The organism is Microvirgula curvata (genome assembly GCF_054781615.1).
Window position 1 is genome coordinate 160,434 of record NZ_BAAGUB010000036.1, and the last position, 14,700, is coordinate 175,133.

Annotated in this window: 14 protein-coding genes and 1 pseudogene; 7 read left to right on the forward strand and 8 right to left on the reverse strand. The window is 63.2% G+C overall.

The features are described from left to right. Nucleotides 1-107 precede the first annotated feature (107 nt). Both ACYVG8_RS17710 and ACYVG8_RS17715 read right to left on the reverse strand, forming a co-directional pair. Nucleotides 108-2,186 carry a TonB-dependent receptor gene (locus ACYVG8_RS17710; RefSeq protein ID WP_460746468.1) on the reverse strand — a complete coding sequence of 693 codons (2,079 nt, stop codon included), beginning with the start codon at nucleotides 2,184-2,186 and terminating at the stop codon, nucleotides 108-110. Nucleotides 2,187-2,284: 98 nt separating this feature from the next. Further along, a complete protein-coding gene (locus ACYVG8_RS17715; RefSeq protein WP_460746469.1) occupies nucleotides 2,285-3,247 on the reverse strand; it encodes an META domain-containing protein in 963 nt (320 codons plus the stop codon). Nucleotides 3,248-3,403: 156 nt separating this feature from the next. On the opposite strand from ACYVG8_RS17715, the gene ACYVG8_RS17720 reads away from it, so the two are divergent. From ACYVG8_RS17720 to ACYVG8_RS17750, 7 genes and pseudogenes are all read left to right on the forward strand, one after another. After that, the gene (locus ACYVG8_RS17720) at nucleotides 3,404-3,583 is read left to right on the forward strand and encodes a hypothetical protein (RefSeq protein WP_028499906.1); all 180 of its coding nucleotides are present in this window, start codon (nucleotides 3,404-3,406) and stop codon (nucleotides 3,581-3,583) included. Between the two features lie 259 nt (nucleotides 3,584-3,842). Next, nucleotides 3,843-4,577, forward strand: a pseudogene (locus ACYVG8_RS17725) (methionine ABC transporter ATP-binding protein); the annotation flags it as partial. A gap of 66 nt (nucleotides 4,578-4,643) precedes the next feature. Then, complete coding sequence (locus ACYVG8_RS17730) at nucleotides 4,644-4,856, forward strand: NIL domain-containing protein (protein WP_281660801.1); 213 nt, start codon at nucleotides 4,644-4,646, stop codon at nucleotides 4,854-4,856. Beyond that, entirely contained in the window at nucleotides 4,853-5,530 is a 678-nt protein-coding gene (locus ACYVG8_RS17735) for a methionine ABC transporter permease (RefSeq protein ID WP_028499904.1), read from the forward strand. The genes ACYVG8_RS17730 and ACYVG8_RS17735 overlap by 4 nt, the downstream gene beginning before the upstream one ends. Before the next feature lie 62 nt (nucleotides 5,531-5,592). Next, nucleotides 5,593-6,366 (forward strand): MetQ/NlpA family ABC transporter substrate-binding protein, encoded by a 774-nt coding sequence (locus tag ACYVG8_RS17740; RefSeq protein WP_028499903.1) that lies wholly within the window; start codon nucleotides 5,593-5,595, stop codon nucleotides 6,364-6,366. Between the two features lie 611 nt (nucleotides 6,367-6,977). Further along, nucleotides 6,978-7,292, forward strand: a complete 315-nt coding sequence (locus ACYVG8_RS17745) for a hypothetical protein (RefSeq protein WP_460746471.1) — start codon at nucleotides 6,978-6,980, stop codon at nucleotides 7,290-7,292. 3 nt (nucleotides 7,293-7,295) lie between these two features. Next, entirely contained in the window at nucleotides 7,296-8,075 is a 780-nt protein-coding gene (locus ACYVG8_RS17750; protein WP_460746472.1) for a DUF6036 family nucleotidyltransferase, read from the forward strand. A 51-nt stretch (nucleotides 8,076-8,126) separates the two neighbouring features. Here the strand turns inward: ACYVG8_RS17750 and pflA are convergent, their stop codons facing one another. The 6 genes from pflA to ACYVG8_RS17780 all read right to left on the reverse strand — a co-directional run bounded on the left by pflA (nucleotide 8,127) and on the right by ACYVG8_RS17780 (nucleotide 14,566). Beyond that, entirely contained in the window at nucleotides 8,127-8,858 is a 732-nt protein-coding gene (gene pflA, locus ACYVG8_RS17755; protein WP_107888567.1) for a pyruvate formate-lyase-activating protein, read from the reverse strand. Next, nucleotides 8,855-11,116, reverse strand: a complete 2,262-nt coding sequence (pflB, locus tag ACYVG8_RS17760) for a formate C-acetyltransferase (RefSeq protein WP_028499900.1) — start codon at nucleotides 11,114-11,116, stop codon at nucleotides 8,855-8,857. The genes pflA and pflB overlap by 4 nt, the downstream gene beginning before the upstream one ends. Nucleotides 11,117-11,248: 132 nt before the next feature. Continuing rightward, on the reverse strand, nucleotides 11,249-12,256 hold the full coding sequence (locus tag ACYVG8_RS17765; RefSeq protein WP_028499899.1) for an isocitrate/isopropylmalate dehydrogenase family protein: 1,008 nt from the start codon (nucleotides 12,254-12,256) through the stop codon (nucleotides 11,249-11,251). Between the two features lie 56 nt (nucleotides 12,257-12,312). Then, nucleotides 12,313-12,936: a MarC family protein gene (locus tag ACYVG8_RS17770; RefSeq protein ID WP_028499898.1), complete on the reverse strand. Its 624-nt coding sequence runs from the start codon at nucleotides 12,934-12,936 to the stop codon at nucleotides 12,313-12,315. 152 nt (nucleotides 12,937-13,088) lie between these two features. Beyond that, nucleotides 13,089-14,219 (reverse strand): succinyl-diaminopimelate desuccinylase, encoded by a 1,131-nt coding sequence (gene dapE, locus ACYVG8_RS17775; protein ID WP_028499897.1) that lies wholly within the window; start codon nucleotides 14,217-14,219, stop codon nucleotides 13,089-13,091. Beyond that, nucleotides 14,219-14,566, reverse strand: a complete 348-nt coding sequence (locus tag ACYVG8_RS17780) for an arsenate reductase (protein ID WP_028499896.1) — start codon at nucleotides 14,564-14,566, stop codon at nucleotides 14,219-14,221. Before ACYVG8_RS17780 ends, dapE begins: the two co-directional genes overlap by 1 nt. Nucleotides 14,567-14,700: the final 134 nt, after the last annotated feature.

A 14,700-nucleotide genomic window follows, 5' to 3' on the forward strand; every position in this document is an offset into this window, starting at 1 on the left:
GCCGGAATGCTATCAGGTTCAATGCCTGCTCGCGATAAATCCTGAGAACACGCGAATGTGCCCTCCTGCTTGCGCAGGAGGGCATTTGAACGACTGGCAGAGAGAAACTAGAACCGATAGTTGCTGCTCAGCAGAAACGCGCGCGGGGCGCCGGGCTGGATCTGTGCGGCGCTGGTGGCGCTGGCGTAATAGCGGTGGTCGGTCAGGTTGGTGACGGCGGCTTCCACATCCCAGCTTCTGGTGCGATAGCCGGCGCGCGCATCCCAGCGGCCATAGCCGGGCAGCAGCACGCTGTTGGCTGTATCGGCGTAGCGCTGGCCGACGGCGGTCACGCCGGTTTCGGCATACCAGCCGTTCTCGGGGGCGAAGCCGACGAACAGGCTGCCGTTATGGCGCGACACATTGGCCGGGCGCTTGCCCTGGCGGTTGGCCTCGGCACGGACGACCTCCGGGTTCTGCAGGGCAAGGCCGCCGCGTGCATACCAGTCGCCGACCAGACGGCCGGTCAGCGTCAGTTCCATGCCGCGCGTGCGCTGCAGGCCGGTCAGTTCCACCCGGGACGGATCATTCGGGTCGGTGGTGCGGCGGTTGTACAGCTCCAGCGAGTACAGCGACAGCGTGCTCGACAGCTTGCCGTCCAGCCAGTCGCTTTTTACCCCGGTCTCATACTGGCGGGTGTACTCCGGATCGAGTGCATTGCTTGTCACCCCCGGCGTGATGCCGATGGTGCCGCCGCCAGCCGGAGCGAACGTCTTGCTGTACGACGCATAGAACGAGTGGTCGCGCAGCGGTGTCCATACCAGCCCGATGCGCGGGCTCAGCGAATGGCTGGAGCGGCTTTCCGATTTGCCGTTCAGCTGGTTGCTGCTGTCGATGTCGAAGCGGTCGTAGCGCAGCCCGGCCAGCAGCTTCCACAGGCCGAGGCTCAACTGGTCCTGCAGGTACAGTGCCCGGGTATCGACCCGGTGCTGGTTGTCGCTGTTGATTTTCATCGCCCCGTTGTACTGCAATCGGGTATCGGGGTCGGTGATCGACAGTGACGGCACCGGGCTGGCGTTCTGGTACAGCTTCGGATCACGCTTCTGCTTGCCGATTTCAATCCCGGCCAGCAACTGGTGGGCCAGCGGGCCTGTGGTGAACTGGCCCTCGGCCTCGAAGTTGCTGGTGATGTTCAGGGCGTTCAGATCCTGGATCCAGCGCTGACGCGTGACCCGGTTGCCGCTGACGCCGGTCTGGTAGGTGTTGTCGAAATCGCTGTTCAGCCTGATGACGCCGAGCAGGTGGCGCAACTGCCAGTGGTCGTTCAGGTCGTAGCTGAGGCGCGAACGCAGCGACTGCGTTTCATCGCGGATGTAGTCGCGTGCCGCATTGCCGTACACGGTATCCAGCGCCACATCGGCCGGACGGCCGTTGATGCCGGGAATCCCGCGGTCCGGCGTGCGGTCGTACAGCCCGTACTCGTACTGCACCAGCCAGTTGAGAGACGGGGTCAGGCGCCAGTTCAGCGACGGGGCAAACAACTGACGGCGGCTGTGCAACGCGTCACCCCGGAAGCTGTCGGACTCTTCCTGCGCGGCGTTCAGGCGTACGGTAATGTCATCGGACAGGCTGCCATTGAGGTCAGCCTGCAGGCGCCACAACCCTTCGCTGCCGACCCGGGCCGAGACGCTGGACGGCAGACCCGGCTGCGGCTTTTTGCTGACCCGGTTGACGATGCCGCCACTGCTGCCCCGGCCATAGAGCACGGCGGCCGGGCCTTTCAGCACCTCGACCCGCTCGATATTGCCGAGGTCGCGGCTGTACTGCATGTCATCGCGAAAGCCGTCCAGATACAGATCGTTGGCTGCGCTGAAGCCGCGGATCGAGACGCTGTCGAAACGGGTGTCGCCACTGGCGTCGACCCCCGGCACTCCCGTCAGTGCCTGGCTGAGGTCGGTCTGGCCATAGGCATCGAGGTTTTTGACCGCGACGGCATCGATCGCCTGCGGCACGTAGCGCGCCGGTGTGCGGGTGCGGGTGGCGGTGGTGACCTCGGGCAGGCGCGGATCGGCCAGCGGCTGTTCGCTGCTGACGGTGACCGTTTCCAGGACAGTGTCGCTGTCGGCGTGGACGAAGGAGGGCAGCAACATCAGGCCCAGGGCCAGCGGTGACAGGGTAAAGGCGGGGAACGGTCCGGAAGATGCCATTTGCAGTTTTTTGTATGGTAAAAACGCGAATGGTAATGATTATCAATAAATGCTGTCAATTCCCGTCTTGCCATCTGAACTCACTACGGTATGCAGTGCTACGCCCGGCGGGCAATCAGGCGCTCATGGCTTTCGGTGACCAGAATCAGCGCCCCGTCGGCGTCGAACTCGAACCAGCGAACCTGCCGCAGCAGGCTGAGGAAGTGCTCTTCCTGCTGCATCAGTGCCGGGGCACAGTGCATCATGGTCGTCATTGCCAGCGGGATGCGCAGGGTTTCGCCACCGATCTGGTAACCGCCGACATAGCTGTTGCAGGAAGCCTGGCCGGACAGGCGGCCGTCTTCGCCGAAGTCGATCGTGACATGTGAGGCATCGATCAGCCCGCGACCGGCGATATCCTCGACCAGCCATTCCCCGCCCTGCAGCAGCGAGGCCGGATCGCCGCCGCAGCCGATAAAGCGCTGGTCTCCATGGCGGACCTGTACCGTGTCCGGATACGGCATGCCGCTCATGCTGTCGAGGCAGCGCTGCTCGCTGATATCCACGATCAGCGGTGTGCCGTCGGCATGGCCGGCATAGCGGGTGCGGGTGCCGCTGCGCACCGCTTCGGGTGTCGGCAGCTTTACCCGGATATCTCCCCGGGCGGTCGAAAAACGCAGACCGGGGCCGTCGAAGTGCAGATCCAGCAACCAGCCCGGTTCGTTGCCACTGGCACGATACGGCTTCGGCCTGTCCATCCGGCAGGTTGCATAATGCTTGCCGCGCACCATGACCAGCGCGCTGCCATCCTCGCTCCAGAACGAGGTGTGCGGGTCATCCTCGGCCACAAACAGCATGCCGTGCGCTGTGGTCGCTTCGTGCAGCGTGTAATGGCGCGAGGCCGTCGTCATTCGCATGTGGTCGCCGGCAAAACCGATAGTGACTGTGCCGGGGGCGCAATCCGGCGTGGTCACGAAGGTCAGTGCCTCATCGGCGACCGGGGTGACACGAGGCGACGGGGGGGCGGCACAGGCAGACAGCATGAGGATGGCGACGAGGGAAAGGCCGGCGCGCAGTATCATCGGATTCTCCGGACAAGGGCAGGCGGCAGGGTACCGGAGCGGTGCCCGAGCGCCAGCGCTACCCGGGTCAGGTCGCGGAAACATAAATCCTTGTCCTTGTCATGGACGAGTAAGCGACTGATTTTTGAGATAATTCGCCGCAGGAGGTAGGAAATCATGGCGACCGTTATCGCTTATATCGTTTTGGGTTATTTCTTCTTGATGCCGCTGTGGGTCTGGTTTGCGTACAAGGCCATGGACCGACTGGAAAAGCGCGTGCCGCGTCGACAGGGCAAGCGTCGTTTCGATGCGCTCGATCCGTTCTATGTGCGTTCGCCGTTCAGCTTTGGGCACTGATGCACAGTAAATCCGGTTCTAAAGAACATTTTTGTTATAAACATCTGTTATATTTGAATTTGACAATATAGAAGCGACGCGGCACGATAGCCGCATTCTTCTACGCCGATTTGATCACAGCTTGCGGGCGTAAAAACTGCTAAAGCGTCAGGGGTGCCTATTGCGCCCCCAGTGCCAGCCGTTCTTGAAGCCCGCCATGATCGTCATCGGCGGGCTTTTGTATTTCAGGCCGTGCCGGACCGGCACGGAAAGTGTGAGCATGATTGAACTAATCGAGGTCGAAAAGACCTACACCCGGCCTGACGGCGGCACGTTCCAGGCAGTAGCCCGGACCACGCTGTCGATCGAGGACGGGGAGATTTACGGCATCATCGGCCGTTCCGGTGCGGGCAAATCCACCCTGGTCCGGCTGATCAATCTGCTGGAGCGTCCGACTGCCGGCCGGGTCGTTATCGACGGCGAGGACGTGACCGCACTCGATGCGGCAGGACTGCGCCGGCTGCGTCAGCGTGTCGGCATGATCTTCCAGCATTTCAACCTGCTGTCGTCAAAGACGGTGGCCGACAACGTGGCCTTTCCGCTGAAGATCAGCGGCACCCGGTCCCGGGACGAGATCCGCAAGCGGGTCCTGGAACTGCTCGACCGGGTCGGACTGCGCGAACAGGCCGACAAGTATCCGAACCAGCTGTCCGGCGGGCAGAAGCAGCGCGTCGGCATCGCCCGCGCGCTGGCAACCGACCCGAAAATCCTGCTGTGTGACGAAGCGACCAGCGCGCTGGACCCGGAAACCACCCAGTCGGTGCTGCAACTGCTGGCGGAGATCAACCGCGAACTCGGGCTGACCATCGTGCTGATTACGCATGAAATGGACGTGATCCGCCGCATCTGCGACAAGGTCGCGGTGCTGGATCGTGGTCAGGTGGTCGAGAGCGGCAATGCCGCCGACGTGTTCCTGCACCCGCAGCACACGACCACGCGGCGTTTCGTGCAGGAAACCGAGCATGTCGACGAGAACGAACAGTACGCCGACTTCGCCCAGGTGCCGGGCCGCATCGTGCGCATGACCTTCCGTGGTGAAAGCACCTATGACCCGGTGCTGGTCCAGGTCGCGCGCAGTACCGGGATGGACTTCAGCATCCTGTCCGGCCGCATCGACCGCATCAAGGACACCCCGTATGGCCAGATGATTCTGGCGCTGTCGGGGGGGGACCAGGATGCCGCGTTGCGTCAGATTGCCGAATTCGGCGTGATTGTGGAGGAACTGCGCGCATGAACGCGATGTTTGCCGATCTGTTTACCAATGTCGACTGGATGGATATCTGGCTGGCGACCGAGGACACGTCAATCATGGTGGCCGTGTCGCTGGTGTTTACCGTGGTGTTCGGGCTGCCGCTGGGCGTGCTGCTGTTCCTGACCAGCAAGCAGCAACTGCTCGACAGCCCGCGGCTGTATTCGATGCTGTCGTTCATCACCAACCTGCTGCGTTCGCTGCCGTTCGTGATTCTGCTGATTGCGATGATTCCGCTGACAGTGCTGCTGACCGGCACCTCGATCGGCGTGGCCGGCGTCATTCCGCCGCTGGTGGTCGGTGCCACGCCGTTCTTCGGCCGGCTGGTGGAAACGGCGCTGCGCGAAGTCGACCGCGGCATTATCGAGGCGTCGCAGGCCATGGGCGCGACCACCCGGCAGATCGTGATCAACGCTCTGCTGCCGGAAGCGCTGCCGGGCATTCTGGCCAGCGTGATCGTGACTGCCATCACCCTGGTGTCGTACTCGGCCATGTCCGGCCTGGTTGGCGGCGGTGGCCTCGGCGATCTGGCGGTGCGCAATGGCTACCAGCGCTTCCAGACTGACGTGATGATCGTCACCGTGGTCCTGCTGCTGATCATGGTGCAGGTGCTGCAGATGATCGGCGACCGCCTGGTCCAGCATTTCTCCCGCAAATAACCGTTTTTCTGTCCCCCGGTCCGTGGGACCGGGTGTCCTCTCTCGTCCCAAAAAGGCTTGTCATGAAAAAACTGCTCGCTGTACTCGCTACCGTCGCCGCGTTCCAGGTTCACGCCGCTGACAAACTGACCGTGGCTGCCACCGCCGTGCCGCACGCGGAAATCCTCGAATTCGTCAAGCCGGTCCTGGCCAAGGAAGGCGTCGATCTGGAAGTCAAGGTGTTCACCGACTACGTGCAACCGAACGTGCAGGTCGCCGAGAAGCGCCTGGATGCCAACTTCTTCCAGCACAAGCCGTACCTGGACGAGTTCAACAAGGGCAAGGGCACCAATCTGGTGTCGGTGGTCGGCGTGCACGTCGAACCGTTCGGCGCCTACTCGACCAGGATCAAGAAGCTGGCCGACCTGAAGTCCGGCGCCGTGGTCGCAATCCCGAACGACCCGACCAATGGTGGCCGCGCGCTGCTGCTGCTGGACAAGGCCAAGGTCATCAAGCTGAAGAACCCGAGCAACATCCTGGCCACCCCCAAGGACATCGCCAGCAACCCGAAGAACCTGAAGTTCAAGGAACTGGAAGCCGCCACGCTGCCGCGCGTGCTGGATCAGGTCGATCTGGCGCTGATCAACACCAACTACGCGCTGGCCGCCAAGCTGAACCCGACCAAGGATGCGCTGGCGATCGAAGGCAAGCAGTCGCCGTACGTGAACATCCTGGTTGCCCGCCCGGACAATGCCAAGTCGCCGGCAATGAAGAAGCTGGCTGCTGCCCTGACCAGCCCGGCCGTGAAGAAATTCCTGCAGGAAAAGTACCAGGGCGCGATCGTTCCGGCCTTCTGAGCGCCTGAACGCTGATCTGCCCGACGCCGGCGTCTTTGCCGGCGATGGGCAGGTCGGTTAGAATCTGCCCCCTGCCAGCCCGAGTGGTGAAACTGGTAGACACAAGGGACTTGAAAATTTGAGCCCTCCGGGGGAAACCCCGAAGGTGACGCCCGTCAAATTCGGTGAACGCCCTGGCTGTCATGCAGCCGAGCCAACGCCGAGCCAAGCCCCGGATCATCCGATTCGCGGGAAGGTGTAGAGAGCAGACGGCGGGCACCTGTGGCTGCAAGGCTATGGTGAAGGCGTGCTCCAGACCACGAACAGCGCTTGCGCTGGCGGCGAAAGCCGAAGTGGCAAGAAAATCCCTCGACTTCGGTCGTGCCGGTTCGACCCCGGCCTCGGGCACCACGAACAGACTTGCGAATCAACGCAGATTCGCTGCAAGGCCCGCCATTACTGGATAAAACCGGAATTGGCGGGCTTTTTATTGCTCTCAATTTGTGCCGATTTACCCCTGTTTTTGTTACTCTGGTGTCCCATTTTTGTCCCTCTGCGTGTCCACGAGAGGGAGAGGCGGAAAGTGCCTGAAAGAAATGGACTTTTCAGTCGTGAGCCGGAATACTGCAATCATGACGGACACGCTTCTTGAGGCCCGGGCCCAGGCCCGGCAGGCACAACGGGAACGTGAGGCCTGGCGCAAGCAGGCTCACGGGAAGGTTGCCGTGCTGTTGCGCGGGAAGCGAACCGGGCCAGTCGTGGTTTGCTATGCACTGAAGCAGGTTGCGAAATGGCGCAACAAGGGTCTGTGCAGCCGTGACTATATTGACAGCTGGTCCGCACTGCTTCGCCGGCCAAAAGAGGCAGCGGCACTGCTGCTGGAAGACTCCCCGCGCGCGGTGCGACTGCGCCAGAACTCTCCTTTTGCGGCTTATCTGGATCGATAGGCGATGCGCCGCCAGCACATTCAGCAGGCACTCAATGCTGCACTGGCAATCAGTAACCATCATGAGTTTGTTATTGCCGGCAGCCTGTCCGTCTTGGGGTTGCTTGATCAGCCGCCTGAGTTCATGTCGATGTCAATCGATATCGATTTCTACCCATTGCGGGATCCGGGACGTGCGGGGGAGATTGCCCGGGAACTCGGCGAAGGTAGCCTGTTTCACCAGCGCAACGGCTTCTTTCTTGATCCTGTTTCACCTGAATTGCCCACTCTGCCCGGGAACTGGCGAGAGCGGCTGGTCGAACACGTCCTGGGTGATGTCACGGCGCTATTCCTCGAAGTCAATGATACCGCTGTCTCCAAGTATGCAAGGGGCGCTGAAAATGACTATCGCTGGCTGGAAACCGGTTACGAGCATGGCATTCTCGATATCGAAGTGATTGCGTCGCGAATGCGATTTGAAACCTATTTCTATGAAGTGCAGGAAAAAAGTGCAGCACTGAGCCGGCTGCGCATGCACAGGGTCGCGATGAATCCATCCGGAAGTCTTGATCACGAACTGCTGGCATTCCTGCATGAGAGCCACCTTGAAGAAGCCATTATTGATCTCGACCTGTGTGAGGGGACATATGTCGGGGAAGTGCTCTGGCTATCCCCTGCATTTGCCGTCCAATCGCTGGGAGAGCATGCAATAGCCGTTCATCATCGAGATTCTGGCCCGGACACACTGGATATCGGGCAGAGGGTGGCATTGCAGTATCTTGATGGTTGTCTGACCTGGCGCTGAAACGTGCCCTGGTCGCTCTGGTTTGTCACTTGGCATGGGGGCAGCCAGTAATCAATACACCGTCAGGCCCCGGTCCGCGAACTGGCGCTGGACGCGGGCCAGCAGCGCCGGTGACGGCGGACAGGTGTCCGCCAGCCGGTAGTCGAGGCCGAGTTCGGCCCACTTGTGTGCGCCGAGCTGGTGGAACGGCAGGATGTCGACGCGCTCGACCGCATCGCCGAGCGTGGCGACAAAGTCGGCCAGCCGCTCGACATCGGCGACGTCATCGGTCCAGCCCGGCACCAGCACGTAGCGGATCCACATCTTCTTGCCGAGCCGGACCAGCCGGCGGGCGAAGTCCAGTGTCGGTTGCAGCGGCTGGCCGGTCAGCGCCTGGTAGCGGGCCGGGTCGCTGTGCTTGATGTCGAGCAGCACCAGATCGACCGGATCGAACCAGTCGTCGCTGACGTCGGCATGCAGAAAACCCTGGGTATCCAGTGCCGTATGCAGGCCGAGCGCCCGGCAGCGCCGGAACAGCGCGCCGGCGAACGCCGCTTGCATCAGCGGTTCGCCGCCGGAGATGGTGACGCCGCCGGTCAGGCGCAGAAAGCCGGCCAGCGGTTCGACCTCGGCCATGGCCTGGTCGACCGTGACCGGTCGGCCGTGATGCAGCTTCCAGGTATCCGGGTTGTGACAGTACAGGCAGCGGAACTGGCAGCCGGACAGGAAGAAAACCAGCCGGACGCCCGGCCCGTCAGCCGCCGCGCCGCTTTCTACCGAATGCAGGTAGCCACAGTCGTTCACATCGCACCGTGGAAAGTCCGGTTGATCACGTCCAGCTGCTGCTCGCGGGTCAGCTTGATGAAATTCACCGCATAACCGGACACGCGGATGGTCAGCTGCGGATAGCGTTCCGGGTGCTGCATGGCATCGACCAGCGTCTCGCGCCTGAACACGTTGACGTTGACATGGAAGCCGCCGGCGGCAGCGAAACCGTCCAGGCAGTTGCCCAGATTGCGGATGCGCTCGGCATCGCTGCGACCCAGTGCGTCCGGCGTTGCCGACGCGGTCCAGCTGATGCCGTCCAGCGCCGCGTCATACGGGATCTTGGCTACCGAGGCGCCGGCGGCGACAAAGCCTTTGACGTCGCGGCCGTTCATCGGATTGGCGCCCGGTGCAAACGGTTCGCCATCGCGGCGGCCGTCCGGCGTATTGCCGGTCTTCTTGCCGTACACCACATTCGAGGTGATGGTCAGCACTGACTGGGTCGGTTTTGCATGGCGATAGAAATACGGCTGCGCGGCGATCTTGCGCATGAAGCTTTCCGTCAGTGCCACGGCGATGCGGTCGGCACGGTCGTCATTGTTGCCGTAGGCCGGGTAGTCGCCATCGATGCGGAAGTCGACGGCAAGGCCGGCCTCGTTGCGGATCACGTGGACGGTGGCATGGCGGATGGCCGACAGCGAATCGGCCGCGACCGACAGCCCGGCGATGCCGCAGGCCATGGTGCGGACGATATCGCGGTCGTGCAGCGCCATCTCGATGCGTTCGTACGCGTACTTGTCGTGCATGTAGTGGATGCTGTTCAGCGCCTTGACGTAGGTTGCGGCCAGCCAGTCCATCATCGGGTCGAACTTTGCCATTACCTCGTCGTAGTCGAGGACGTCGCTGCGGATCGGCTCGAAACCGGTGGCGACGGTGACGCCACTCTTTTCATCGACGCCGCCGTTGATTGCATACAGCAGGGCCTTGGCCAGATTGGCGCGCGCGCCGAAGAACTGCATCTGCTTGCCGATGCGCATGGCCGACACGCAGCAGGCGATACCGTAGTCGTCGCCCCATTTCGGCCGCATCAGGTCATCGTTTTCGTACTGGATCGAACTGGTTTCGATCGACACCCGGGCCGCGAAGTCCTTGAAGCCGCGCGGCAGCTGCACGCTCCACAGCACGGTCAGGTTCGGTTCCGGCGCCGGGCCGAGGTTGTACAGGGTGTTGAGGAAACGGAAACTGTTGCGGGTTACCAGCGGACGGCCATCCTCGCCGATGCCACCGACGCATTCGGTTACCCAGGTCGGGTCGCCGGAGAACAGCTGGTCGTATTCCGGCGTGCGCAGGAAGCGCACGATACGCAGCTTGATGACCAGATCGTCGACCAGCTCCTGCGCGCCGGCTTCGTCGAGCAGGCCGGCGTCGAGATCACGCTGCAGGTAGATGTCGAGGAAGGTCGAGATGCGGCCGATCGACATTGCGGCCCCGTTCTGCTCCTTGACGGCGGCCAGATAGGCGAAATAAGTCCATTGCACCGCTTCGCGGGCAGTGGCTGCCGGGCGGCTGATATCGAAACCATAGCTGGCGGCCATCTGCCGCAATTCGTCCAGCGCGCGCCACTGCTCGCTGAGTTCCTCGCGCAGGCGCATGACGTCATCGGTAAACACGCTGTTGTCCAGCGCATGGAATTCGTGCTGTTTGTGCTCGCGCAGCACGTCTGTCCCATACAGCGCGACGCGCCGGTAATCGCCGATGATGCGGCCGCGACCATAGGCGTCCGGCAGCCCGGTGATGATGGCCGACTTGCGCGCGGCCAGCACGTCAGGGCTGTAGATGTCGAACACGCCCTGGTTATGGCTCTTGCGATGGCGGGTCCAGATGTCGCGGATGGCCGGATCGAGCTCGAAGCCATAGGCCTTCAGCCCGCTTTCGACCATGCGCAGGCCGCCATTCGGCATGATGGCGCGTTTCAGTGGCGCATCGGTCTGCAGGCCGACAATCAGTTCCTGCCCGCGGTCGATATACCCCGCCGCATGAGCGGTGATGCCGGCCGGCCTGTCGGTCGATACATCAAGCACGCCGCGTTCGCGTTCCTGTGCCAGCAAGCTGCCAAGTGCCTGCCACAGTGCCCGGGTCCGCTCGGTGGCCGGCGCCAGAAAGCGCTCGTCGCCGTCATAGGGTGTGTAGTTGCGCTGAATGAAGTCGCGGACGTCCACTTGCTGCTGCCAGACGCCGGGAGCGAAACCCGTCCAGGGATCAATGGAGGGAGAGAGCATCGTGTCGCGCGCGTTCATGGCAGGCTCCGTTTCGAAAACGAATACATATGAAGAGGATCTGATTCATTATCGCGCCTGTCCGGGGCGATTTTTTGCGTTTTATCAAATTATTGCCCGCGATTTTGTTCGTTGCGGGTTCGTTTGCGCAAATCAGCGGCTGGCAAGCACGGCGTCGCAGACGGCCCGGGTCACCTGCTCGCAGCTGGCGTCGCCACCAAGGTCCGGTGTGCGGATTCCCTGTGCCAGCACGTGGTCGATGGCGGCATCCAGCCGGGACGCGCTGTCCGCATCGCGCCAGTGGTGGCGCAGCAGCAGGGCCAGCGAGGCGAAGGTGGCGGCGGGGTTGGCGATGCCGCGTCCGGCGATATCGGGGGCCGAGCCATGCACCGGTTCGGCGATGGCGCACTGTTCGCCGAGATTCAGCGATGCGGCAAGGCCGAGGCCGCCGGCATGGGCAGCGGCCAGGTCGGACAGGATGTCGCCGTACAGATTCGGCGCGACCAGCACGTCGAAGTGTTCCGGGTGCTGGACCAGGCGCAGCGCGGCGGTGTCGACCAGGCATTCGTCGAGCGTCAGCGCCGGCCAGCCACTGGCTGCGGCGCGGACGCTGTCGCGGAACAGGCCGTCGGTCAGCGGCAGGATATTGGCCTTGTGGACGATGGTCAGTCTGCCGCCGCGCCCGGCGGCAAGCCGGGCGGCCACGCGGCCGACCCGCTCGCTGGCATGGCGGGTAATGCGCTTGATGGCCTCGGCAGTGTCGCCATCGCTGCGCTCCTCGCCGATATACAGGTCTTCGGTGTTCTCGCGCACGATCAGCAGATCGACATCCGGACGCCCGATGCCGCCCAGCGGCCTGACCGGTCGCAGATTGGCATGGGTATCCAGCGCACGGCGCAGCGCGACGATCGGCGAGCGATAGCCGTCGACCCTGTGTGATGGCGACGATACGGCGCCGAACAGCACGGCGCCACAGGCGCGCGCCGTGGCCAGGGTGGCGTCGGGCAGGGCCTGACCGACGCGCTGAAACGTGTCCCAGCCGGCCTCGGCCTCGATCATGCCGATATCGGGACGCAGGCGTGCCAGCACCCGGCAGGCCGCCGGCACGACTTCACGACCAATGCCGTCGCCGGCGATCACGCAAAGGGAGAGGGGAGACACGGCGGAACCATCCGTTGCTTATGCGATACGGATGATTGTAGCGTCTGCCTGTCCGCTCAGCCGGCCAGTTTCGGGAACAGGCTGTACAGGCCGTTGACGATCACTTCGACCGACACCGCTGCCAGCACCATGCCCATGACCCGGTTGACGATATTGATGCCGGTCTGGCCGAGCATGCGGCTGATCGGCGTGGCGGCGCGCAGGGCGGCAAAGCAGGTGGCGGCGCACAGCAGGCAGGCGATCATCAGCTGGCCGAGGTGCATCCAGTTCTTGGCCGTGCTGGCGTAGATGATGATGGTCGAGATCGTGCCCGGACCGGTCATCAGCGGAATGGCGAGCGGGACCACGGCGACATTGGTCTTGAACTCGGCCTCTTCCTGTTCCTGCTTGGTGGTCTTGGTCGGCGCCGACTTGGCATTCATCATGGCGATGGCGATCAGCATCATCAGGATGCCGCCGCCGACCTGGAACGAGCCGACGCTGATGTTGAGGAATTTCAGCATGCCGTCGCCGATCAGGACGAACAGCACCATGACGATGGCCACCGCCTTGGAGGCGGTGAGGGCGATCTTGTTGCGCTCGTCCAGCGACGCGTTCGGCGTCAGGCCGATAAAGATCGGGATGGCGCCGAGCGGGTTGACCAGCACCAGCAGCGCAATGAATATTTTCAGGACTTCCATGTTCGTATTATGGTTCGACGGTAAGAGAAATACCGGGGCCGCCGGCTCCCGGTGCAATGACGACGCCCCGCTGACGGCGGCAGCGGGGCTCGCCCTTCGCGGCGGCGAAAGGCGTGGTGAAACAGTGGAGGGCCGGCGCCTTCAGGCGCTGCTCAGTCGGCCAGCAGGGCGACCAGGGTGCGTCGGTAGACCTCGGACAGGCGGGCAACATCGTCGACCGCCACGCATTCATTGAGTTTGTGGATTGTGGCGTTCAGCGGGCCGAATTCAATCACTTCGGGGCAGATATCCTTGATGAAACGGCCATCCGACGTGCCGCCGGTGGTGTTCAGCGCCGGGCGCTGGCCGGTCGTGGCCTCGATGGCGGCACTGACCGCCTCGATCAGCCGGCCGGTGCGGGCCAGGAACGGGTTGCCGGACAGGGTCCAGTCCAGATCATAGTCCAGACCGTGCCGGTCCAGAATCGCATGCACGCGTTCCTTCAGACTGTCGGCACTGTGCTCGGTCGAGAAGCGGAAATTGAACATCAGCTCGGCGGTGCCGGGAATGATGTTGGTCGCGCCGGTACCGGCATGCAGGTTCGATACCTGCCAGCTGGTTGGCGGAAAATCGGCGTTGCCGTCATCCCATCTGACGGCGGCCAGTTCGGCCAGTGCCGGCGCCAGCAGGTGCACCGGGTTGCGCGCCAGATGCGGGTAGGCGATATGGCCCTGGATGCCCTTGACCACCAGCTTGCCGGACAGCGATCCGCGCCGGCCGTTCTTGACCGTATCGCCAAAGGTTTTCGCCGATGTCGGTTCGCCGACCACGCACCAGTCGATCCGTTCATTGCGTGCCGCCAGGGTTTCGACTACCTGCCGTGTGCCGTGGGTGGCGATGCCTTCTTCGTCCGAGGTGATCAGCAGCGCGATCGAACCGCGATGGTCCGGATGGGCGGCAACGAAGTCCTCGATTGCGGTGATGAAGGCGGCCAGCGAGGCTTTCATGTCTGCGGCGCCGCGACCGAACAGGTGGCCGTCGCGGATCGTCGGCGTGAACGGTGCCGAATGCCAGGCGTCCAGCGGGCCGGTCGGCACCACGTCGGTATGGCCGGCAAAGCACAGCAGCGGACCGTCGCTGCCGCGGCGGGCCCAGAAATTGTCCACATCGGCGAAACGCATGCGCTCGATGGTGAATCCGGCGCGGGCCAGTCGCTCGATCATCAGTTCCTGGCAGCCGGCATCGGCCGGCGTGGTCGAATCGCGCGCGATCAGGTCGCAGGCAAGAGAGAGCGTCGGATTCATCAGGCGAATACCCCGGCGTAAACCGTTTCGTCAAAACCGACCAGCACGCGGCCGCCATGTTCCAGTACCGGGCGCTTGATCAGCGACGGCCGGGCCAGCATCAGTTCGATGGCACTGTCCCGCTCGTCTGCGGCCGCCTTTTGCGCTTCGTCCAGTGCACGCCAGGTGGTGCCCTTGCGGTTGATCAGCACCGAAAGCGGCTGCTGTTCGAGCCAGCGCTCGACGTCCGCGCGCGTCAGGCCCGCTTTCTTGAAATCATGAAAGGTGACCGGCTGCGCGTGGCTGTCGAGCCAGGCGCGGGCCTTTTTGACCGTGCTGCAATTGGGGATGCCGTAAAGGGTGCTCATTGAAATCGGTTTCGTCTTCGGGATCGGGGGCAGTGCCGGGAAATCAGGCGCGGCGACTATAGCACGCCGGACAACATAAAAAAGCGGCCGCGCGGGGCGCGGGCGACAGACTGTCCACAAGCGTCGCGACGAAG

Excerpts from the sequence above, each read along its gene's own strand:
- ACYVG8_RS17735 (WP_028499904.1), top strand. The coding sequence starts at position 4,853 with ATGAACGCGATGTTTGCCGATCTGTTTACCAATGTCGACTGGATGGAT.
- ACYVG8_RS17710 (WP_460746468.1), bottom strand. The coding sequence starts at position 2,186 with ATGGCATCTTCCGGACCGTTCCCCGCCTTTACCCTGTCACCGCTGGCC.
- ACYVG8_RS17730 (WP_281660801.1), top strand. The coding sequence starts at position 4,644 with ATGACCTTCCGTGGTGAAAGCACCTATGACCCGGTGCTGGTCCAGGTC.
- ACYVG8_RS17720 (WP_028499906.1), top strand. The coding sequence starts at position 3,404 with ATGGCGACCGTTATCGCTTATATCGTTTTGGGTTATTTCTTCTTGATG.
- ACYVG8_RS17740 (WP_028499903.1), top strand. The coding sequence starts at position 5,593 with ATGAAAAAACTGCTCGCTGTACTCGCTACCGTCGCCGCGTTCCAGGTT.
- dapE (WP_028499897.1), bottom strand. The coding sequence starts at position 14,219 with ATGAATCCGACGCTCTCTCTTGCCTGCGACCTGATCGCGCGCGATTCG.
- ACYVG8_RS17750 (WP_460746472.1), top strand. The coding sequence starts at position 7,296 with ATGCGCCGCCAGCACATTCAGCAGGCACTCAATGCTGCACTGGCAATC.
- ACYVG8_RS17780 (WP_028499896.1), bottom strand. The coding sequence starts at position 14,566 with ATGAGCACCCTTTACGGCATCCCCAATTGCAGCACGGTCAAAAAGGCC.
- ACYVG8_RS17770 (WP_028499898.1), bottom strand. The coding sequence starts at position 12,936 with ATGGAAGTCCTGAAAATATTCATTGCGCTGCTGGTGCTGGTCAACCCG.
- pflB (WP_028499900.1), bottom strand. The coding sequence starts at position 11,116 with ATGAACGCGCGCGACACGATGCTCTCTCCCTCCATTGATCCCTGGACG.
- ACYVG8_RS17745 (WP_460746471.1), top strand. The coding sequence starts at position 6,978 with ATGACGGACACGCTTCTTGAGGCCCGGGCCCAGGCCCGGCAGGCACAA.
- ACYVG8_RS17715 (WP_460746469.1), bottom strand. The coding sequence starts at position 3,247 with ATGATACTGCGCGCCGGCCTTTCCCTCGTCGCCATCCTCATGCTGTCT.